This window comes from Streptococcus sp. SO4 (assembly GCF_030440055.1).
Lineage (GTDB): Bacteria > Bacillota > Bacilli > Lactobacillales > Streptococcaceae > Streptococcus > Streptococcus nidrosiense.
Window position 1 is genome coordinate 68,640 of sequence record NZ_JAQFJI010000008.1, and the last position, 18,948, is coordinate 87,587.

The 18,948-nt window shown below is 41.1% G+C and carries 24 protein-coding genes and 1 pseudogene; 3 read left to right on the forward strand and 22 right to left on the reverse strand.

The annotated features are described in order from the left end of the window. Nucleotides 1-5: 5 nt before the first annotated feature. From PCY08_RS06140 to PCY08_RS06170, 7 genes are all read right to left on the reverse strand, one after another. Nucleotides 6-1,322, reverse strand: a complete 1,317-nt coding sequence (locus PCY08_RS06140) for a sensor histidine kinase (RefSeq protein WP_049527044.1) — start codon at nucleotides 1,320-1,322, stop codon at nucleotides 6-8. Next, nucleotides 1,322-2,305, reverse strand: coding sequence for a substrate-binding domain-containing protein (locus PCY08_RS06145; RefSeq protein WP_049527042.1), 984 nt, complete (start codon nucleotides 2,303-2,305; stop codon nucleotides 1,322-1,324). Before PCY08_RS06145 ends, PCY08_RS06140 begins: the two co-directional genes overlap by 1 nt. A 188-nt stretch (nucleotides 2,306-2,493) precedes the next feature. After that, nucleotides 2,494-2,889 (reverse strand): single-stranded DNA-binding protein, encoded by a 396-nt coding sequence (locus PCY08_RS06150; protein ID WP_301559775.1) that lies wholly within the window; start codon nucleotides 2,887-2,889, stop codon nucleotides 2,494-2,496. A gap of 75 nt (nucleotides 2,890-2,964) precedes the next feature. Next, nucleotides 2,965-3,726 (reverse strand): SDR family NAD(P)-dependent oxidoreductase, encoded by a 762-nt coding sequence (locus PCY08_RS06155; protein ID WP_301559776.1) that lies wholly within the window; start codon nucleotides 3,724-3,726, stop codon nucleotides 2,965-2,967. Nucleotides 3,727-3,768: 42 nt separating this feature from the next. Continuing rightward, entirely contained in the window at nucleotides 3,769-4,395 is a 627-nt protein-coding gene (ytpR, locus tag PCY08_RS06160; protein ID WP_301559777.1) for a YtpR family tRNA-binding protein, read from the reverse strand. 13 nt (nucleotides 4,396-4,408) lie between these two features. Further along, nucleotides 4,409-4,726, reverse strand: a complete 318-nt coding sequence (locus tag PCY08_RS06165) for a thioredoxin family protein (protein ID WP_301559778.1) — start codon at nucleotides 4,724-4,726, stop codon at nucleotides 4,409-4,411. Beyond that, complete coding sequence (locus tag PCY08_RS06170; RefSeq protein WP_000850670.1) at nucleotides 4,723-5,013, reverse strand: DUF4651 domain-containing protein; 291 nt, start codon at nucleotides 5,011-5,013, stop codon at nucleotides 4,723-4,725. The genes PCY08_RS06165 and PCY08_RS06170 overlap by 4 nt, the downstream gene beginning before the upstream one ends. Before the next feature lie 164 nt (nucleotides 5,014-5,177). Here PCY08_RS06170 and PCY08_RS06175 point away from each other — a divergent pair. Beyond that, nucleotides 5,178-5,483 (forward strand): annotated as a pseudogene (locus PCY08_RS06175) (DUF898 family protein). 37 nt (nucleotides 5,484-5,520) lie between these two features. On the opposite strand, the gene PCY08_RS06180 reads toward PCY08_RS06175, so the two are convergent. From PCY08_RS06180 to PCY08_RS06250, 15 genes are all read right to left on the reverse strand, one after another. After that, nucleotides 5,521-5,775, reverse strand: a complete 255-nt coding sequence (locus tag PCY08_RS06180) for a DUF1912 family protein (protein WP_049527031.1) — start codon at nucleotides 5,773-5,775, stop codon at nucleotides 5,521-5,523. A 9-nt stretch (nucleotides 5,776-5,784) separates the two neighbouring features. Continuing rightward, nucleotides 5,785-7,119 (reverse strand): DUF438 domain-containing protein, encoded by a 1,335-nt coding sequence (locus tag PCY08_RS06185; RefSeq protein WP_301559779.1) that lies wholly within the window; start codon nucleotides 7,117-7,119, stop codon nucleotides 5,785-5,787. After that, complete coding sequence (locus PCY08_RS06190) at nucleotides 7,119-7,352, reverse strand: DUF1858 domain-containing protein (protein WP_000368732.1); 234 nt, start codon at nucleotides 7,350-7,352, stop codon at nucleotides 7,119-7,121. The genes PCY08_RS06185 and PCY08_RS06190 overlap by 1 nt, the downstream gene beginning before the upstream one ends. Before the next feature lie 321 nt (nucleotides 7,353-7,673). Beyond that, complete coding sequence (locus tag PCY08_RS06195) at nucleotides 7,674-7,856, reverse strand: hypothetical protein (RefSeq protein ID WP_301559780.1); 183 nt, start codon at nucleotides 7,854-7,856, stop codon at nucleotides 7,674-7,676. 1 nt (nucleotide 7,857) lies between these two features. Beyond that, on the reverse strand, nucleotides 7,858-8,637 hold the full coding sequence (locus tag PCY08_RS06200) for a hypothetical protein (RefSeq protein ID WP_301559781.1): 780 nt from the start codon (nucleotides 8,635-8,637) through the stop codon (nucleotides 7,858-7,860). 151 nt (nucleotides 8,638-8,788) lie between these two features. Beyond that, on the reverse strand, nucleotides 8,789-9,139 hold the full coding sequence (rbfA, locus tag PCY08_RS06205; RefSeq protein ID WP_001273602.1) for a 30S ribosome-binding factor RbfA: 351 nt from the start codon (nucleotides 9,137-9,139) through the stop codon (nucleotides 8,789-8,791). Between the two features lie 167 nt (nucleotides 9,140-9,306). After that, nucleotides 9,307-12,060 carry a translation initiation factor IF-2 gene (infB, locus tag PCY08_RS06210; RefSeq protein ID WP_301559782.1) on the reverse strand — a complete coding sequence of 918 codons (2,754 nt, stop codon included), beginning with the start codon at nucleotides 12,058-12,060 and terminating at the stop codon, nucleotides 9,307-9,309. A gap of 16 nt (nucleotides 12,061-12,076) precedes the next feature. After that, a complete protein-coding gene (locus tag PCY08_RS06215; protein ID WP_223140590.1) occupies nucleotides 12,077-12,376 on the reverse strand; it encodes a YlxQ-related RNA-binding protein in 300 nt (99 codons plus the stop codon). Then, the gene (locus tag PCY08_RS06220) at nucleotides 12,369-12,662 is read right to left on the reverse strand and encodes a YlxR family RNase P modulator (protein ID WP_000857562.1); all 294 of its coding nucleotides are present in this window, start codon (nucleotides 12,660-12,662) and stop codon (nucleotides 12,369-12,371) included. Before PCY08_RS06220 ends, PCY08_RS06215 begins: the two co-directional genes overlap by 8 nt. A gap of 22 nt (nucleotides 12,663-12,684) precedes the next feature. Then, a complete protein-coding gene (gene nusA / locus PCY08_RS06225) occupies nucleotides 12,685-13,821 on the reverse strand; it encodes a transcription termination factor NusA (RefSeq protein ID WP_000032287.1) in 1,137 nt (378 codons plus the stop codon). A 42-nt stretch (nucleotides 13,822-13,863) separates the two neighbouring features. Beyond that, entirely contained in the window at nucleotides 13,864-14,370 is a 507-nt protein-coding gene (gene rimP, locus PCY08_RS06230) for a ribosome maturation factor RimP (protein ID WP_367316845.1), read from the reverse strand. Between the two features lie 99 nt (nucleotides 14,371-14,469). Then, nucleotides 14,470-15,105 (reverse strand): tRNA (guanosine(46)-N7)-methyltransferase TrmB, encoded by a 636-nt coding sequence (trmB, locus tag PCY08_RS06235; RefSeq protein WP_070460207.1) that lies wholly within the window; start codon nucleotides 15,103-15,105, stop codon nucleotides 14,470-14,472. Further along, nucleotides 15,102-15,896: a cell cycle regulator CcrZ gene (ccrZ, locus tag PCY08_RS06240; protein ID WP_248034700.1), complete on the reverse strand. Its 795-nt coding sequence runs from the start codon at nucleotides 15,894-15,896 to the stop codon at nucleotides 15,102-15,104. The genes trmB and ccrZ overlap by 4 nt, the downstream gene beginning before the upstream one ends. Nucleotides 15,897-16,338: 442 nt before the next feature. Beyond that, the gene (locus PCY08_RS06245; RefSeq protein ID WP_301559784.1) at nucleotides 16,339-17,388 is read right to left on the reverse strand and encodes an ABC transporter permease; all 1,050 of its coding nucleotides are present in this window, start codon (nucleotides 17,386-17,388) and stop codon (nucleotides 16,339-16,341) included. After that, nucleotides 17,385-18,116 carry an ABC transporter ATP-binding protein gene (locus PCY08_RS06250; RefSeq protein WP_301559785.1) on the reverse strand — a complete coding sequence of 244 codons (732 nt, stop codon included), beginning with the start codon at nucleotides 18,114-18,116 and terminating at the stop codon, nucleotides 17,385-17,387. Before PCY08_RS06250 ends, PCY08_RS06245 begins: the two co-directional genes overlap by 4 nt. A gap of 67 nt (nucleotides 18,117-18,183) precedes the next feature. Here PCY08_RS06250 and PCY08_RS06255 point away from each other — a divergent pair, with 67 nt between their 5' ends. After that, nucleotides 18,184-18,594 carry an HIT family protein gene (locus PCY08_RS06255; RefSeq protein WP_045763641.1) on the forward strand — a complete coding sequence of 137 codons (411 nt, stop codon included), beginning with the start codon at nucleotides 18,184-18,186 and terminating at the stop codon, nucleotides 18,592-18,594. A gap of 9 nt (nucleotides 18,595-18,603) precedes the next feature. Next, nucleotides 18,604-18,891, forward strand: a complete 288-nt coding sequence (locus tag PCY08_RS06260; RefSeq protein WP_301559786.1) for a hypothetical protein — start codon at nucleotides 18,604-18,606, stop codon at nucleotides 18,889-18,891. Nucleotides 18,892-18,948: the final 57 nt, after the last annotated feature.

Consider the following 18,948-nt stretch of genomic DNA (forward strand, 5'->3'; position numbering starts at 1 on the left):
ATATCTTATCTCCCTTCTTTATATTTTGGTAAACTGACACGTGTGAAAAATCCATCGCGACTTTCAAATTGAAGCTGGCCTCCTAGAATTGAAATACGCTCCATCATCTGTTTGAGTCCATAACCATAAGTTAAGGTTTCAAACCCAACTCCATTATCTTGCAAAGCGATCAAATAATTCTCTTTATCCTCAAAAAAATGGAGTTTTAGTTGGCTGGCGTGACCGTGGCGAACCGCATTGGTCATAGACTCTTGAATCACACGAAAGATCGTATCTTCAATCATGACATCCATATCGACATCTACCCATTCATAGTTTAGATCAACTTGTAAGTTGGAAAGAATTTGATACTCGCGGATGGTCTTTTCTAAAGCATCTTTGAGAGTTCGTCCCTCAAGGGCTCCCGGACGAAGACGATTAAGAGAACCTCTCACATCTTGGATTCCTTCACGGACCACTTCTGATACGTTTTTCACCTGCTCTTTTGCCCGATTTGGATCGATATCGATCAAGACCCCAACAGCATCTAAACCTGCTGAGATGCCTGTTAGTGCGTGCCCCAAAGTATCATGAATCTCACGAGCAATCCGCTTACGCTCCCGATCCTCTGCAATCTTCTCAGACAAGGCCATATAATTGTTCAACTCCGTATTAACCTTGGACACCATAGCCAATTCTTCCTCTACTTCGTGGTTTTCCGCAAGGACGTTCATAATATAAAACAAAAGTGAAATAATGAAGAGTACCATATTTGAGGCATAAAGGGAATTCTTTAAGAAAAAGGCCAGAATGCGGATAGATTCAGGATAAAAATGAATATAGACATCTAAGGACGGAATCGGGAAGAAAAGAGAAAAGACATCTGAATTTGTCACAAGGAGCATCAAGAAGCTCACTAGGATAAAGGCAAACCAATACTTCCGATCTCTCTTGGTATTCAACTCTTTGGAACCATAGAAGATATCCGCAAAAACCAAGAGAATGAGCCCGTTATAAGCTACATTTTGAACCCACATCAGAAGCAGCATCAGGAGAATCTCCAGAATATTCCTCTTATCAAAAATAGACCATCGACTCGTTTGAGGCCGATATCGACTCATCGATATCAAAGCAATCCCAGCAAACAAAACTGCAGACAACCAAAAAGTCGTAGATGGAGCAAAGGGAATACGCTCTAGACGCTCTAATAATAGAGAGGCTTGGCGTTGAGCTATGATATAGTTGGTTGCTTGAAGATAGATGATACTGTTTAGCATAACAGCGATAAAATTGACGACCATAAGAATGGCTAAACTGTATCGAACACCTCTAAACTTTCTCATTACTGCCACCCATTCACATCAAACTGATCAATGTTTTCCTTTGTCATCATTTCAACTGGAATGCTCACCTCTTTGTTATAGCTCTTCCCTTCAGCAATATCTTGAATGACCTCCATCACGCGGTCTCCCATCTTCAAAGGAGACTGAGCAACGGTTCCCACAACATCATCCGTCGAGTGCAACAAAGATTTCATATCTGGTGAACCATCGATTCCATAAATCGCAATGGGGTAAGTTATTCCTTGCTCCTTAATTGCAGCCAGAGCTCCTATAGCTGAGCGGTCATTTAAGGCAACCAAGGTATCAATTTCAACCCCTAACTGTAAGAAGTTTTGGACAGCCGGCATAGCAATCTCCGTCTGCCCCTTGGTTTCCAGTTCCGAAACAATCTGATAAGAACTGTGCCCCTCTATAGTATCTTTAAAGCCTTGAATCCTCGTATCTGCTGAAACAGTCCCCTTATGTTCCAAAAGGAGGACCCGAGCACTAGAAGAACGTTTCATCAACTCTTTAGCAATCAATACTCCCGCTTGGTAGTTATCGGATACAATACTTGCATCTGGCTTAAAATTCTTCAGTTGGGTATCGACCGCAATGATTTTAATTCCTTGTTTTCTAGCTTTTTCAAGAGCAGTTAAAATTGACTGGCTATCCCCCTTGACCGGATTGATCACTATCATATCAACTTTTTGAGCACAAAAATCATCAATCTGTTGGCTCTGTCTTTCTTCGTCCAATTCTGGATCTCGGACGTAAACAAGAGCTCCTCTTTCATCGGCAATTCGACTAATTTCCGAATGAATACTTTTATAGAACCCATTGTTCATGGTCATATAGGTGACACCAATTTTAGTCTGATCCTTGATGCCACTTGTTTGACAACGGCCGAAAACCCATAAGAGAACACAGACCACTGGAATCAGTAGTAATAGACGCTTTATCAGCCATTTCAACAATTCTATTTTCTCTTTATTTTTCTTCAAATTTCATTCCTTTTCTGAAAATTTTGAATATATATTACTTTATTCTACTACTTTTTCAAAAAAAGTGCTTGATTTTATTGTACAAGTGCATTTATTTGACCTATTTAAGAATTAATTTCCGAACAATACTACAAAAATAATAGAAAAAGCTGGTCTATAGGCGAACCAGCTCTTCTATTTGATTGATATTAAAATGGAAGTTCCTCTTCTTCCAAGACCAAATCTGCTAAGTCTTGTCCAGCATTATTTTCACGCATAGCACGTTGGGCGCGACTTTCTAAGAGTTGGAAACTTGTACAGAGAACTTCTGTTACATAGTTGGTCTGGCCATTCTTCTCAAACTTACGGGTACGAAGTTCCCCATCCACAGAAATGAGACTACCTTTACTGCCATAACTAGCCAAGGTTTCAGCAAGCTTGCCCCATACTACAATATTGATGAAGTCTGCTTCACGTTCTCCGTTTTGATCTTTATAACGGCGATTCACTGCGATAGTTGCTCGTGCGACAGACTTATCATTGTTGGTTTTGTGCAACTCTGGTGTAGACGTCAAACGTCCGATCATAATAACTTTATTATACATTTTTTCATCCTCCTACTTATCTATTCGAAGGTAAAAGAAAAAAGTTACAAAATTTGTAACTTTTTTAAAATAATGTTAATCTCTGTGAATCATAAATCCAGTTGCTTGTTGATTGGCCATGATGGTCATATCTGTGATTTGCACACGACGAGGTTGGCTGGTCACATAAACCACAGCATCTGCGATATCTTGTGCCTGCAAGGCTTCGAGCCCCTGATAGACCGTTGCAGCCCGTTCCTCATCTCCATGGAAACGGACCTTAGAAAAGTCAGTCTCTACAATACCAGGCTGAATGGTTGTCACCTTGATATCAGTCGCAATGGTATCAATCCGTAGTCCATCCGAAAAGGTCTTGACTGCAGCCTTGGTTGCTGAATAGACTGCTGCACCAGCGTAAGCGTAAATACCTGCGGTTGAACCCATATTAATGATATGGCCTTGATTGGCTGCTACCATAGAAGGCAAGAGACAACGAGTAACTGCCATCAAGCCCTTGACATTGGTATCCAGCATGGTCAGCATATCCAACTCTTCATAGTCCTGATAGGGAGCTAAGCCTAAAGCAAGTCCAGCATTATTGACCAATATATCAATCTGACCCACAGTTTTTAGAATATCTGAACAGACAGTCTTAACCATGCTCATATCCGTAACATCTAAAGAAAAAGTCCAAACTTTTTGATTTGGAAAGGCTTCTACGAACTCAGTTTTGAGAGCTTCAAGTCTTTCTGTTCGACGCCCTGTGAGAACGATATTCTCACCTTTTTCTAGATATGCACGCGCAATTGCTTCACCGATACCTGATGTTGCACCTGTAATCACTACATTTTTTGCCATCTTATTTCCCCTCAAGCGAACAGCATAGATAACTGTTACGGATTAAGCTGTCCAATGTTTTGCTGGATCGAATGGAGTTCCAACAACTTGGTCGTCTGACAGTTCAATGACACCACGTTTTTGTGGAGCATTTGGTAAGGCAAGTTCACGAGGACTGCACATCATCCCAAAACTCTTTTCCCCACGAAGTTCCCCTGGGAAAATGAGATTCCCTTTTGGCATCATAGCTCCCGGAAGAGCTACAATGGTTTTCAAACCAAGACGCGCATTTGGAGCACCTGCCACGATTTGCACTGTCTTATCATTTCCAACAGCAACTTGACAGATGTTCAAGTGATCACTATCTGGATGTGCCACCATCTCTACAATTTCTCCAACCACAAATTTCGGTTCCTTGTCATTGATAATCTCTTCGGTAAAATCTTGAGCTTGCAATTCTTGGTTCAAACGAGCTACTTGGTCGTCTGTCAAGAATACTTGGCCACGTTCCTCAATTTCGAATAAGCTAGAAACTTCAAAAATATTCCAAGCAACAGTTTCACCAGTTTCCTTTAGGAAAACACGCGCCACATTGCCTTTACGTTCAACATCTAGTTTGGCATCGCCACTGTTTTTCACGATGACCATAAGGACATCACCGACATGTTCTTTGTTATATGTAAAAATCATTCTTTCTTTTCTCCTATTTTAATCCTGCTAAAAAGTCGTTAATTTGTGCCTTGGTTTTACGGTCACGATTAACAAAGCGCCCAATCTCCTTGTCCTTGTCTAAAACAACAAGACTTGGAATCCCGTAAACATCCCAAAGTTTAGCTAGTTCCATGTACTCATCACGGTCTACTCGTATAAAGGTAAACTCTGGATTTGATTCTTCAATCTCTGGCAAGGCAGGGTAGATATAACGACAATCGCCACACCAATCCGCAACAAAAAGGAAGACCTTCTTGCCATCCTGTTCAACTAGATTAGCTAGTTCTTCCAAACTATGAGGATTTATCATAAGACTTCCTCCTCATAGATAAGATCTTCATCTTCATAGACAAAGGTATAGTGACGACCATCCTCAAAAATGACACCACCAACGAGACGCTCTAAGCTACTTTCGTAGACTTGGACATAGAGAGTCGCAATTTCACCCATCTCTGAAAAGGAGTCACGCACAATAGCGGTCAACTCTTCCTGCGTTTTCATGAGTTTATGGTCATCGGCTACTTTCTTAGCTCCAAAAGCAAGTGCTCCGAGGCCTACTAATGCCAAACCTGTTTTAATGATATTTTTCGTTTTCATGCTAACATTGTAACACAAAAAGATAAGTAGGACAAATCGTGAATGCTATTTTCGTTTGAACTATATGTACCTCATTTCAAGAAATATTGACTCCTATCTCCTCCTATGGTACAATACCTCAAAGTAACGATTTACTTATCCATAAAATTCTAAGGAGACTCTAAATGAACAAAGAAAGTTATTTTGACGGTGGATTACTCAGCTTTATCGGGCACTCAATTGTCGCTTTTTTCATCATCGCCTTAACTCTAGGAATTGCCACACCTTGGGCAGTTTGTTTTATGCAAGATTGGAAAGTCAGACATACTGTCATCGATGGTCAACGTTTATACTTTGATGGAACTGGCGCCCAGTTATTTGGAAATTAGATCAAATGGTTCTTACTGACGATTATCACTCTTGGAATCTATTCATTTTGGTTAAAAATAAAAACAGAACAATGGATTACCAAGCATACCCATCATATGTAAAAAGTGCGGTTTATAGACCACACTTTTTTTATAGCTCTTAATAATGTCTCTCACCAAATAAACCTTCTGGCAAATCATGGAAATCCTTGCCTGCCTTGAAATTTTCAAATTTGCCTAGCAAGAACTGGTAGGCATCCAAGCGGCTTTCATAGCGAATCATGGCATCTTTAGCACGCTCATCTTGATCTTCTTCATAGACCTTTTGGCTTTCCTTGAGCGCCATATCATTAATCATGATCTGGGTATTGACCCAGGCTTCAAATTCTTTCATAAATTCTTGTTCGTAACTCATTGTTTCTCCTTATTCTATTCCTCGATAGTAGTCTGTATCAATCTCACGGTAGGGCTGGATATCCTGAACATACTCCAGCACACCTTGAAATTCTCCATTTTCATCGTGTACTGCAGCATAGGTGATATGGACAAACTTACCTCGTGACTCGGAATTGAACCACATCTCGTACTTGTCCTTGACCCCGTCACGAAGACCTTTCATAATGGTCTTTACCTTATCAAGGTACTTGGGCGGGTGACAAAGCTCAACATTGCGCCCGACTTGAGACGGTGTCCGCTTGAAAATCATCTCATCTGCTGGCGTATTGTCATTGTAATACTGGAAAATATCATCCTTATTAACAAAGGTAATCTCCATTGGCAGGTGATTGAGAATAAGATTGGCTTGTTCAACTGAAAGATAGCCATTGCCAAAAGCCTGTTGGCTATGGCGGTCTACCACTGTTTCCTTTTTCTTAGGTGTGAAGGTAATAGTAAACTGACCTTCTGGCGTATCAATCACTTGTTGAACCTGTCCATCTTTCCTATCTTGCTGAACAAATTCCTCTTCTCTTTTTTCCTCAACAAAATTCTGACGGTCTGGCACCCATTTTTCAGAAGGTCGGATAATGGCATAGCCATAAGCATCACTTTCCTCAGCAATCTGAATCCAGTCATCCTGGGTGAAGGATTCGAGTAGAATCATGAGGAGGATAGATTCTTCCTTGAAAATCATACTTTCAAACTCTGTCGCAAAAGCTTCAAAAGCTTCCTTTACAGTGCTAATTGGTATCTCTGGTAAGGATTTGACTGTCTCCATTGCTGTTTGAAAGAGTTCCCTGATCTGGTCATCAACTCCCCACATGACTTTTGGAGGCGAATCATGTCCATAACGCTCCATAATAGGAAAGAAGAGTTCTTCCTTGCGCTGGTAGTGACGGTCAAATTGACCTACAAGACCCATCTGGCGAACCAAACCCTTACGCATCTCCGCAAGCATTTCCTCGTCTTCCATAGACTCATATGTATCTAATAATCTACGAACACGAATCAAGGCAGCACGGAGGGCTAGATTTTCATCCTTAAAGACACGCACGGGATGACCTGGATGCTCTGTATCTTCAACTTCGACACCCTTAACAGCATTTTTAAAGAGATTGGCATGGACATCACAGAGCTCCATGACGTCTTCAAAGGTCACACCTGAGTCCGAGTTCATCAACTCGTGCTCCATGAGGGAAATCTCGATAGCTGATACACCTGTAAAGGTTGCATCAAAGCGTTCCTGAACGGATTCAGGTGAGGCTCCATTATGCAATTCTAATAAAATATCCCGTAGGACATGAATTCGTTCATCTACCATTAGTCTAATCCAATCACTTCGTAACCATTTGCTTCCAGTGTACGAACAATCTTGTCCATAGGAGTTCCTTCGAGCTTAGATCCCTGTTTGAGCGATACTTTTCGTCCGACTGTATTTCGCATCAAGGGATTTGCAAGAGGTTTAAAACCAAGTTCTACTAGGATATCTAAAACTTCTGGATGCTTGTCCACCACTTCCGCAACAGGAATAGATACATCAATGATATTGTCCATCATAACCTCCATCATATTCTCTAACAGTTTTTTCTTTTTTATTATACCACAAGGGCAAAGATTAAAAAACTAGCAGTAGAAGACTTGCTAGTTTATTTCGTATCACTTCATTATTTCTAATTATATAGACTCTTACTAGTAAAACCTCAAAGTCTTATCCTTACCATGATCATCAGAGAAGTTTGAAAAACCAGTCTATGATCTTGAAAAGAATCTTATAGAACAGTAATTGGAAGGCGAAAGAGATTAGGAACCAGAGTATTTTTATCAGACCAACAATTGGTGTTATAAAAAGAAGAATGAAGAGCTTCCAAAAAGATTTCATTCTATATCCTCTGGCTTCATCAACCAAGTAGCTGTGTCCATAAGCTTATCTACGAGAACTAATTTTCCCAAACTAACTACTGTGTTTTCATCTTTTTTTATGGTTTCTGCAACTTTTAAAGCTTGGGTTGTAAGAAAATAATTACCATAAGTTTTGGCCAACACTTTTACGATACCCATGTCAATCTCCTTCTATAATTTCCACTTCTTTTCGGATAGTTTCTATATCTTCCTGATATTGTACTTCGTCATAATTAACCAATTTAGACAATTCCTTTTGCAGACTTTCTCCCATTGGCTTCATGGTCGCAAATGTTAAACCTCCCGAAATGACACCTCCTAAGATCGGAATAAATTTTCCCATTCCTTTGGCTAGGCCTCCTTTTGTCAGATTAACCCCAAAAATTTTCAAAACTTTCTTCAAAATTGGATACCAAAGTGTCTTTGTTAAAGCTTTCTGAGGAACTGTTTTCATAACTTGCTTGGCAATCGCAACACCACCAGCACGAAGTAGAGCAGCAGTTCCATTCACTCCTAGCATTACACCAAGATAGAGCAAAAGTGTATTTTGAGCATCTTCACTCAACTCGTCACGAGAAGCCCAGAGATCATCGTATCCATAGATATAACCTAATTCTTGCGCTAATTTCAATGAAAAAGCATAAAACTGGGCTACATCTGCTGGTATAGTAACCGCCATGGCAAGCCCACCAGGTAATCCAGCTAAAACAGAGGTCCCACTTGCTAACAAGACATTATCTCTAATACATGCGTTTGCTACTCGATCTAAAACTTCCTGAGACAACAAGGCTGTTGGTCCCTGTTCCAATAATATAGGGACTTCCCTTGGATCCAATTCATTAGAAAATTTATCAACTAAAAATTTTGATCGATCAACTTTAACAACTGGCAGTTTCACAACTTGTTGCAATACTTGCATAGCAATATCTTGTTCAGCCATTTCTATCTCCCTTTGATTTTTATATTATATAATATCATACCATACAACCCAAAAATTATAAAGCGTTTTCATGTAATATCTCGAGTTTTTATAACGTTTTTAAGTTTTTATATTTTCTTTAACTAAAAAAGAGGGTTACCCCTCTTTCTGCTTAATTTTTATCCAGATTGCGTAGCATCTCGTCAATCTTGTTTCCATATTCGATGGATTCGTCTTTGACGAAAGTTAAGTCTGGAATTTTGTACAATTTCAAATTGCGACCAAGCTCACGTTTGATGGTGCCAGTTGCTTTTTCAAGCCCGACTTGAGCTTTCTGATTATCTGAGGCAAGATTACTCAAAATAGTGTAGTAGACCTTAGCAACAGACAAGTCACCTAGCATCTGAACATCAGTGATAGTCACACCTTGGACACGCGGATCACGGACTTTCTTTTGCAAAATCTCATTGACTTCGCGCTTGATTTCCATGCCCACACGATCCGTACGGAAATGATTTGCCATGCTTTTTCCTTTCTCTCAATTGAACCAAAAGCTAGGCCAGCAGACCTAGCTTTGTCTAGTAGATAGAGGAACTAGAGCCATTTGAATCTAGGAAACAAGCCATAGATAGAACTAAGGGTTCATCAAGGCGTTGTTGACGACGAGTCAAATCGGCTATCGTTTCTCTATTATCTCTTGATTTCTTCCATGATGTAGGCCTCAATCACATCATCCATCTTGATATCATTGTAGCCGTCAATCATGAGACCACCTTCACGGCCGTTTGTAACTTCTTTAACGTCATCTTTATAGTGTTTCAAGCTAGCTAGGGCACCATCGTAAATAACGACACCGTCACGGATGACACGGACTTTAGAGTCGCGAGTAACTTTACCGCTGGTAACCATAAATCCACCGATTGTTCCCACTTTAGATACCTTGAAGGTTTCGCGAATGATCGCTTCACCGATAACTTTTTCTTTAAATTCTGGGTCAAGCATCCCTTTCATGGCTTCTTCCATCTCTTCGATAACCTTGTAAATGATACTGTGGAGACGGATTTCTACATCGTCAGCTTCTGCTTGTTGACGAGCTTGTGGTGTAGGACGCACGTTGAAACCAACGATAAAGGCATTTGAAGCTTCGGCAAGAGTCACGTCAGATTCATTGATAGCACCTACTGCTGAGTGAACAATAGTTACTTTAACACCTTCCACATCAATCTTTTGAAGTGATGCAGAGAGAGCTTCAACAGAACCTTGTACGTCTGCCTTGATGATGACGTTAACAGACTTGAGTTCTCCAGCTTTAAGGGTATCAAAGAGGTTTTCAAGGCTGACACGTTGAGTAGCTTGACGTTGCTTCATAAGAGCACGTTTTGCACGCTCTTCACCAGCTGCACGAGCAGATTTTTCATCTTCGTAAACAGCAAAGTGGTCACCTGCCATTGGCGCTTCATTCAAACCAGTGATTGATACTGGTGTTGATGGGCCTGCAACCTTCACACGACGTCCAAGGTCGTTAGTCATAGCACGGACACGTCCGAAAGTATTTCCGACAACGATTGGATCTTGGACATTCAAAGTACCTTGTTGAACAAGGAGGGTTGCGACCGCACCTTTTCCTTTATCCAAACGAGCTTCGATAACAGTACCGATGGCACGAACTGTTGGATCAGCTTTGAGCTCTTGAATTTCAGCCACAAGTAGAACAGTTTCCAAGAGTTCATCGATATTTTGGTTGAACTTGGCTGAGATTTCTACGAACTCAGAATCTCCACCCCAAGCTGTTGACATAACACCATGTTCAGCCAATTCACCGATCACACGTTCTGGGTTAGCACCTGGTTTATCGATTTTGTTGATAGCTACGATGATTGGAACATTAGCCGCTTTTGAGTGGTTGATGGCTTCGATAGTCTGAGGCATTACCCCGTCATCTGCTGCTACGACCAAGATGGTAATATCGGTAACAGAAGCACCACGCGCACGCATAGAAGTAAAGGCCGCGTGTCCTGGTGTATCAAGGAAGGTAATCTTCTTCCCATTTTCTTCAATCTGATAAGCACCGATATGCTGAGTGATACCACCGGCTTCACCTGTCGCAACACGAGAGTTACGAAGGGTATCTAGGAGGGTTGTCTTACCATGGTCAACGTGTCCCATGATGGTAACAACTGGTGGACGCTCTACGAGTTCATCTTCATTGAGATAACCATCTTCAGCAAAGAAACGTTCGATATCAGCATTGTCCACTTCAACCTTTTGTTTAGCATCAATACCGTAATCGACCATGAGGAGTTCGATTGTTTCACCGTCTAAGGACTGGTTTTGTGTCGCCATCACGCCCATCATGAAGAGTTTCTTAACAATCTCAGCTGGTTCGCGCTTGATACGTTTTGCAATTTCCGCGACGGTCATACCATCTGTATATTCAAATTCTGTTGGCAATTCATGGAACTTACGCTCTGTAACAGGTTTTGGGGCCTGATTACGGTTGTTTTTGTTATTGCCTTTTTTATTCTTTTTGTTATTGTTCCAGTTACTATTTCTTTGATTTCTCACTTGATTTTGACTACTTCGATTCTTTTGTTGTTTTCTAGGACCATCTTCTTCGTGATCGAAATCATCACGTTCTTTGTCTGGTCGGGCTTGTTTCTTACGACGTGTATCCACTACAGGTTCTTTAGCTGCAGGAGCTACTTCAACCACTGGTTGAACTTGCTGTACTTGTTCAGCCAATTTAGCAGCTTCTTCAAAGATTTCCTCAGGTTCCTTGCGTTTGTTTGCTTGAGCCAAGGCTTCTTTGGCAGCTTGAGACTGTTTGAAGCGTTCCTCACTTGAACGAGCATATTCTGCATTTTGCTCTGCCTTTAGAGCAGCTGCACGGGCTTTGAAGTCAATGCGTGGGCCAGCTTGATTTGGACGTTTGTCCTCTTTCTGACGGCGATCATTTCCGCGATTTTGCTGACCTTGCTGTTTTTTACCTTGATCATTGAATCGACGGTTGTCGCGATTGCCTTGACCTTGTTTACCACCATTACGGTTATCATTTTTTTGACGATTTCCATTTTGTTGGTGATCACGGTTATTGCCCTTATTTTGCTTGCGTCGTTCTGCCTGCTCTTTTGCACGTGCTTCACGCTCAGCCTTAAAGTTTCGACTCTGTGGTTTTACTGGTGCCACTTTTTCTTCTTTAGGGGCAACAGCTGTTGCTGGTTTTGCCTCTTCCTTAGCGTCAACTGGCTTTGGAGCCACAGGTTTCGATTCTACCTTTGGAGCTGGAGCAGGTTTAAAACTTGCTACGATTTTTGAAGCAGCTGCTTCCTCCACACTTGATGAGTGGCTTTTTACATCCAAGCCCAACTCTTTTGCACGCGCTACAACTTCTTTACTTTCTTTTCCAAGTTCTTTTGCGATTTCGTACAATCTTTTCTTAGACAAATCATGTCCTCCTCTTCTATTCCATAAGAGACCTCATTTTCTTTGTAAATCCAGCATCTGTCACAGCCAAAACTTTTCTTGATTTTCCGACTGCTATGCTTAATTCCAGTGTTGAAAACACGGTAATAACTTCTACTTGATAATAATGACTTTTATCCTGAATCTTCTTGGTCAGATTGGGACCAGCATCATGGGCAAGAAATACCAGTTTTACTTTCTGGTCTTGAATAGCCTTGACCACCATTTCTTCACCCGAGATGATTTTCCCTGCTCTCTGAGCAAGACCCAAGAGATTGGCAATTTTTTGCTTATTCAAGTCCTAACTCTCTTCTTTTCACTTTGTGATCAACATAGGCAATCAACTCGTCATAAAAGCTTTCTTCAACTTCCATACTAAAGCTACGGTTAAAGACTTTTTTCTTTTTGGCCTCAAGGGCTTCTGCATTGTCTAGCTTGATATAAGCACCACGACCATTAGCCTTGCCTGTCGGGTCGATAAAGACCTGTCCCTCTTTGTTCTTGACAATACGGAGCAAGTCACGCTTATCAATCACTTCATTGGACACAACAGACTTACGCAAAGGGATTTTTCTAGTTTTCATCCTTCCCTCCTCTGATCAGCTTTTATTCTTCGACCAATTCGTCTGTTTCTACCTGGTCAGCTTGTTCTGCTGCTTCCATGGCTTCAAACTCACTTGCAGACTTGATATCGATACGGTAGCCAGTCAAGTGAGCTGCCAAACGAACGTTTTGTCCACGACGACCAATCGCAAGAGAAAGCTTGTTATCTGGCACAACGACCAAGGCACGTTTGCTGTCGTTTTCATCAAAGATAACCTGGTCAACTTCTGCAGGAGCGATAGCGTTGTAGATAAATTCAGCTGGATCTGCTACCCATTCGATAACGTCGATGTTTTCTTCGATTGGGACCATACGATCGCTCTTGGCATCGTAGCGAGCTGGGTGGAATTTGCTAGTAATTTTCTTGATGTTAGCACCACCACGACCAACGATTGTTCCGATCGCATCCACGTTAGGATTGTGACTACGAACAGCAACCTTGGTACGGTCACCTGCTTCACGGGCTACACTCATGATTTCAACAGTTCCGTCATAGACTTCTGGAATTTCTTGTTCCATCAAGCGTTTGATCATTTCTGGATGGCTACGGCTTACAAAGACATTCACTCCACGAGGATTGTCTTCAACCTTGTAGACATAAACTTCGATACGATCGTGAGAAGCAAAGACTTCTCCAGGAATTTGGTCTTGTTTTGACAATTGAGCTTCGATGCTGCCAAGGTTGACATAGATAAAGCGATTGTCGAAGCGCTCCACTGTACCTGACATGATTTCTTGCTCATGCTCTTTGTAAGTGTTGTAGGTGATAGCACGTGTTTGCTTGCGCATTTTTTCCATGATGGTTTGTTTTGCAGACTGGGCTGCTACACGACCAAACTCACCTGGTGCTTCTTCAAATTTAATCTTGTCCCCAAGCTCGTAAGCTGAGTTAATGGCAAGAGCATCTTTCAAGCTGATTTCCAAACGGCTATCAAATACTTCATCAACAACTTCACGAACAGTATAAACTGTAAAGTCACCTGTCTTTTCGTTGAAATCAATGGCTACACTGTCAGACTGCCCATAGCGTCTGCGATAGGCTGAACGAAGTGATTCCACCACTGCATCAATGATGTCTTCTTTTTTGATTCCCTTGTCTTCTTCCAAAATGCGGAAGGCCTCTAGCATTTCTTTACTCATCTTCTATTCACTTTTGAATCTTCAAAAGCTTCCTTTCTTTTACTATAATTTTACTGCTAAACGTGCTTTTGATACCAAACTGTATGGGATTTGGACTGTTTTCTTACGAGTCTTGTCCATATATTCCATAGTCAACTCATCCTCTTCAAAGGCTAGCAAGATTCCTTCAAAGACCTTTTGCTTATCGATGGCTTGGTAAAGTCCAACATGGATGTATTTCCCAACTGCTCCAGCGACTGCTTCCTTGGTTTTCAAAGGACGCTCCAAGCCTGGACTGGTGATCTCTAGGAAATATTGTTCTGGGAAGGGATCTGGCTTGATAGTATCTAGGACAGGACTGATGATTTCTGTCAAGTCCGCTGTGTCGTTCAAGGTAATTCCCTCTGGTTTATCTACAAAAATACTAAGAATCATGTCACTGCCAATCTTTCCGTACTCGATATCCACGAGTTCAAAGGGAGCTTCAATGACAGGTTCTACGACTTCTCTGACTAATTCTACTATAGTTGCGATTGCGTCCACCTCCTCATAAGCAAGAGGCGAAGATATTTCCCCGCCTCACTTTCTCATATTCTTACTTACAGTATAACACTTTTGACTACTTATGTAAAGTATAAGCACTCAGAAGGCTTGATTTTAAGCTTTTTCTTAAAATTCTGCCTCAACTCGGTAGATAACTTGACCCTTACTTGAGAATTTTTGCTCATATTCTGTCATGACATTGCCTTCAAAGTCGCTGGCGTGCAAATCCAACCAAACTCCATTGAGCTTCATGCCATATTGAGAAAAACTCACTAGGCTATATTCAAACAAGCCACGGTTATCTGTCTTGAAATGAATCTCACCGTGTTCAGGCAAGATACGCTTGAAGGTATCCAAGAAACTCTTATAGGTTAAACGACGCTTTTCATGGCGCTTTTTAGGCCACGGATCTGAAAAGTTCAGGTACAAACGATCAATCTCACCATCTTCAAAGTAGTCGGTCAAATCAGAACCATCAACCCACAACAACTTAATATTGGGTACAGCGACTTCCAAGACCTTGTCCAAGGCATAACTCAAAACAGACTTTTGAATATCAATCCCGATATAGTTGATGTCAGGGTTTTGCTTGGCCATACCTGTCACAAAAGCACCCTTACCACTACCAACCTCAACATGGATAGGATTGTCATTTCCAAACAAATCTCGCCATTTCCCTTTGGCTTCTAAAGGATTTAAGACAACATACTGAGGATTAGCCTCTAGTAATTCTGTTGCCCCTTTACGATTTCTAACTCTCATCTCTTCTTTCCATACTTGTCACGGAAGATACGCAAGGCATAAATCTCCCGATTGACATTTTCTAGATCTTCATTTGTATAATATTTGGCAATCTGGCTCAAGAAGGATAACTGAGCATACCAAAATAGTTTGTTGATGACTGTTTGGTTGTATTTGTAACCATAATAAGTCAACCACTCTTTCCACTGATAGTCTGGAATATAGTGACATAGCATATGCGCTACATCAAACATGCGATCCGTTAAACGAACGGAATCCCAATCCACTAAATAAATAAGACCGCTCTCTGTCTCAATCCAATTACTATGTCGTACATCTCCATGAACGATCGTTGCATAATCTTCCCTAAAGTTTGGCAAGCTTCCTCGCAAATCCTCTACTACCATTCTTAGATATTGATTGTTCTTCAAGGATTCTGGAGCATCTTTTAACCAAGCCTGAAGCAAGTCTAAAGGTGTTTCTAAAGAATAGCCCAAACGAGTCAATTGCGTCATCAAAGGACGCGAACGATGCAAACGACTCAGAATATTGATAATCTGCTTGCGATTCATATCATAAGGGGTCAAAATTTTACCATTCAACCATTCTTGGGCACACATATCACGCCCATCCGATAAACGGCGAGTCCATAATAATTGAGGAGCTATTTGTTCCTTGGCTAAACCAGGTAGGATTGGAGAGGTGTTCATTTTAATAAAGACGCGCTTCCCATCAGGGTAGCTTCCCATATAAGCTTTTCCGCTTTTCCCAGGTATAGGGGTCAGCGTTAGCTCAATATCACCCAAGTCCATTTCTTTCCTCCGTATAAAGTTTCCTTACTATTCTACTAGTTTTTAGGCTATTCGTCAACCAGTCCAGACCTGATTCTCAAATAAAAGCCCTTTATCCAACCTTGTTAAAAGAAAAAGGCAAGCAGAGAGATCTGCCTAGCCTTGGTATTTCAATTTTTTCTTAGTAAATCGCCCCCCAAAAATCTGCACTTATACTCAATGAAAATCAAAGAGCAAACTAGGAAGCTAGCCACAGGTTGCTCAAAACACCGTTTTGAGGTTGTGGATAGAACTGACGAAGTCAGCTCAAAATACTGTTTTGAGATTGCAGATGGAATCTGACGTGGTTTGAAGAGATTTTAGATGAGTATAAGTCTCTACGGACCAACCATTCTCTTGTAGAAAATAAAAGAAGCTGAGACAGACTGAACTCAACTTCTTTTTTAGTATTATATAAGCAATGTTAGTCCTGCATCTGGCGTTTCACCTGATATGGCAGGTAAAGTACTTGTAAAACCAAACCAGCACCTAGTAAGGCTAGAAGGGCTAGTTTTTCTTGGAGGGTAATCAACCCAACTACCAGCTGAACCAATAAAACAAAACCAGTCAATCCTCGGACAACTGCCTGTAACCCTTTTTCCTTTTGTCCCTTGTCTAGCGGGAAAAGTTGGGTCAAATATTGGTAATCAAAGGCATGATAGAGAGCCAATAACTGAAAGAGTAAGAGATAGTTAAATAAAACCACTACTGCTGTTGCTATCCAAGCTTGCTCGATAAAGATAAACGCCAGCAAGGATAGGAAGAGGAGACGAAGACTGAGGGCAAAGAGATCTCCATTTCGCAAATAAGAACGAAGATAGAGGTTCTGCCAAATCTTGCTCGGCACCTTCTGAACAGCCTTTAGGATAAAGTCTAGATAAGCTCGTCGCTTGACGCTGTTTGAAATTCCCTTGACTTGGGTAAAGAGGGCAAAGAAGCGAAGCAAGAACTGCTTGCGCTTACTTTCTTGGGCAATTACATAGTCCCAGTCAAGATGATTTTCACTAAAAAACTTGCCAGCTTTTTTCTGAAATAGGAAATATTTCCCGACTCCCAACAGAAGAACATAGACCCCAAAAACTCCTAAGCCTAAGCCCATGACTAAAAATAAAGGGGCAAAAAGAAGCAAAAAGAGAGTCTGTACACTGACCCAAAAGATGAAGGAAACTAGACTTTGCTTCTGGATGTGTTCTCTCACTTCTTCTTCAGCTATTAAGAGAAAGAGCTTATCAGGCGCTTCCACATAGGTCGCGATTCCACCCCAAAGCATGAGTAAAATAGAAGCAATCCCAATTAAACCTAGGATTGGTAAGTGATTCTCAGGAAAATGCTGAAGCAGCTGACTATACTGATAGGCTAGAAAACCTACTAAGACCAGTAAAAACAAGACAAAGTGGTCATTGAGAACATAGCGAAGATAACCGACACACTCTTTACGAAAAGCCTGCTTTCGCTTTAGAAACAAGTCTTTCATCGGTCCTCCTCTTTGGTCAAAGCCAAATAGATATCATTGAGACTTGCTTGAGGCATGGCAAAAGCTTCTCTCAGTTCTTGAAGATCTCCTTTAGCTCTCACTTGTCCTTTATGAAGAATGACAAAAGAGTCACACATTTTTTCAGCAGAGTCAAGAACGTGGGTACTCATAAGAATAGACTTGCCCTTTTGCTTTTCCACTTCCAAAAGCTGAATCAAGTCCGAAATCGCCAAGGGATCAAGACCAAGGAAGGGTTCATCGACGATAAAGAGACTCGGATCCACGACAAAGGCACAGATAATCATAACCTTCTGCTTCATCCCTTTTGAAAAATGAACTGGGAACCAGTCTAATTTCTGATCCAAACGGAACATTTTTAAAAGCGGTTCTACACGTTCAAAAGCTAGATTTTGCTCAATACCATAGGCCATAGCAACCGTCTCGATATGTTCTCTGAGAGTCAATTCCTCGTACAAACTAGGAGTTTCAGGAATATAACCAATCTGCTGACGATATTCACGAGGATTAGCACCTAAGGTTAGCCCGTCGATGTTTATTTCTCCACTATAAGGTGTCAACAAACCGATAATTTCATTGATGGTCGTTGATTTCCCAGCACCATTGAGACCGATCAAACCGACCAACTGTCCACTCTGGACTGTAAAGGACACATCTTTCAAGACAGGAACATGAACATAGCCCCCTGTCAGATTTTTAATTTCTAACATATTTTCTCCAAATCTGGTATAATGTAGCTATATTATATCAAAATTCAATACAGTAGAGGTAGATTTTATGTCAGATTGCATTTTTTGTAAAATTATCGCAGGGGAGATTCCCGCATCAAAGGTTTACGAAGATGATCAAGTTCTTGCCTTCCTTGATATTTCACAAGTAACACCTGGTCACACCTTGGTCGTACCAAAAGAACACTACCGCAATCTTTTAGAAATGGATGCTGCAAGTGCTAGCCAACTGTTCGCCCAAGTACCAAAGATTGCTCAAAAAGTCATGAAAGCTACCAAAGCTGAAGGTATGAATATCATCGCCAACTGCGAAGAAGTTGCTGGACAAACTGTTTTCCATACCCATGTCCACCTTGTCCCTCGCTATAGTGCAGATGACGACCTCAAGATTGACTTTGTCGCTCATGAACCAGACTTTGACAAACTTGCCCAAGTCGCTGAAACGATCAAAAACGCTTAAGGAGTCACTATGAAACTATCAAATTTACTACTTTTTGCAGGCTCTGCAGTCGGTTCATACCTTCTCGTTAAGAACCGCCAAGCTATCACTGAAGAGGTTCTAGATACAACTGATCGTGTTGAAGCCATTAAGGATGACTTGGATATCATCCAAGATAGCCTGCAAATTATCAACCAACAAAAAGAACTCATCAAGGAATATCAAAAAGATTTAACCTATAAGTTTAAAGTCTTGGAAAAAGATGTCCAAACGAGACTTGCTGTACTAAAAGAATTGCAGGAAACTGAAGAAAACTAAGGGAAACTCCAATTTTCCTTATTTCCCCTTTAAATCCATTTTGGGTTAGCAAATTCT

Excerpts from the sequence above, each read along its gene's own strand:
- PCY08_RS06140 (WP_049527044.1), bottom strand. The coding sequence starts at position 1,322 with ATGAGAAAGTTTAGAGGTGTTCGATACAGTTTAGCCATTCTTATGGTC.
- PCY08_RS06150 (WP_301559775.1), bottom strand. The coding sequence starts at position 2,889 with ATGTATAATAAAGTTATTATGATCGGACGTTTGACGTCTACACCAGAG.
- PCY08_RS06155 (WP_301559776.1), bottom strand. The coding sequence starts at position 3,726 with ATGGCAAAAAATGTAGTGATTACAGGTGCAACATCAGGTATCGGTGAA.
- ytpR (WP_301559777.1), bottom strand. The coding sequence starts at position 4,395 with ATGATTTTTACATATAACAAAGAACATGTCGGTGATGTCCTTATGGTC.
- PCY08_RS06165 (WP_301559778.1), bottom strand. The coding sequence starts at position 4,726 with ATGATAAATCCTCATAGTTTGGAAGAACTAGCTAATCTAGTTGAACAG.
- PCY08_RS06170 (WP_000850670.1), bottom strand. The coding sequence starts at position 5,013 with ATGAAAACGAAAAATATCATTAAAACAGGTTTGGCATTAGTAGGCCTC.
- PCY08_RS06180 (WP_049527031.1), bottom strand. The coding sequence starts at position 5,775 with ATGAGTTACGAACAAGAATTTATGAAAGAATTTGAAGCCTGGGTCAAT.
- PCY08_RS06185 (WP_301559779.1), bottom strand. The coding sequence starts at position 7,119 with ATGGTAGATGAACGAATTCATGTCCTACGGGATATTTTATTAGAATTG.
- PCY08_RS06190 (WP_000368732.1), bottom strand. The coding sequence starts at position 7,352 with ATGGACAATATCATTGATGTATCTATTCCTGTTGCGGAAGTGGTGGAC.
- PCY08_RS06195 (WP_301559780.1), bottom strand. The coding sequence starts at position 7,856 with ATGGGTATCGTAAAAGTGTTGGCCAAAACTTATGGTAATTATTTTCTT.
- PCY08_RS06200 (WP_301559781.1), bottom strand. The coding sequence starts at position 8,637 with ATGGCTGAACAAGATATTGCTATGCAAGTATTGCAACAAGTTGTGAAA.
- rbfA (WP_001273602.1), bottom strand. The coding sequence starts at position 9,139 with ATGGCAAATCATTTCCGTACGGATCGTGTGGGCATGGAAATCAAGCGC.
- PCY08_RS06220 (WP_000857562.1), bottom strand. The coding sequence starts at position 12,662 with ATGAAAACTAGAAAAATCCCTTTGCGTAAGTCTGTTGTGTCCAATGAA.
- nusA (WP_000032287.1), bottom strand. The coding sequence starts at position 13,821 with ATGAGTAAAGAAATGCTAGAGGCCTTCCGCATTTTGGAAGAAGACAAG.
- trmB (WP_070460207.1), bottom strand. The coding sequence starts at position 15,105 with ATGAGAGTTAGAAATCGTAAAGGGGCAACAGAATTACTAGAGGCTAAT.
- ccrZ (WP_248034700.1), bottom strand. The coding sequence starts at position 15,896 with ATGGACTTGGGTGATATTGAGCTAACGCTGACCCCTATACCTGGGAAA.
- PCY08_RS06245 (WP_301559784.1), bottom strand. The coding sequence starts at position 17,388 with ATGAAAGACTTGTTTCTAAAGCGAAAGCAGGCTTTTCGTAAAGAGTGT.
- PCY08_RS06250 (WP_301559785.1), bottom strand. The coding sequence starts at position 18,116 with ATGTTAGAAATTAAAAATCTGACAGGGGGCTATGTTCATGTTCCTGTC.
- PCY08_RS06255 (WP_045763641.1), top strand. The coding sequence starts at position 18,184 with ATGTCAGATTGCATTTTTTGTAAAATTATCGCAGGGGAGATTCCCGCA.
- PCY08_RS06260 (WP_301559786.1), top strand. The coding sequence starts at position 18,604 with ATGAAACTATCAAATTTACTACTTTTTGCAGGCTCTGCAGTCGGTTCA.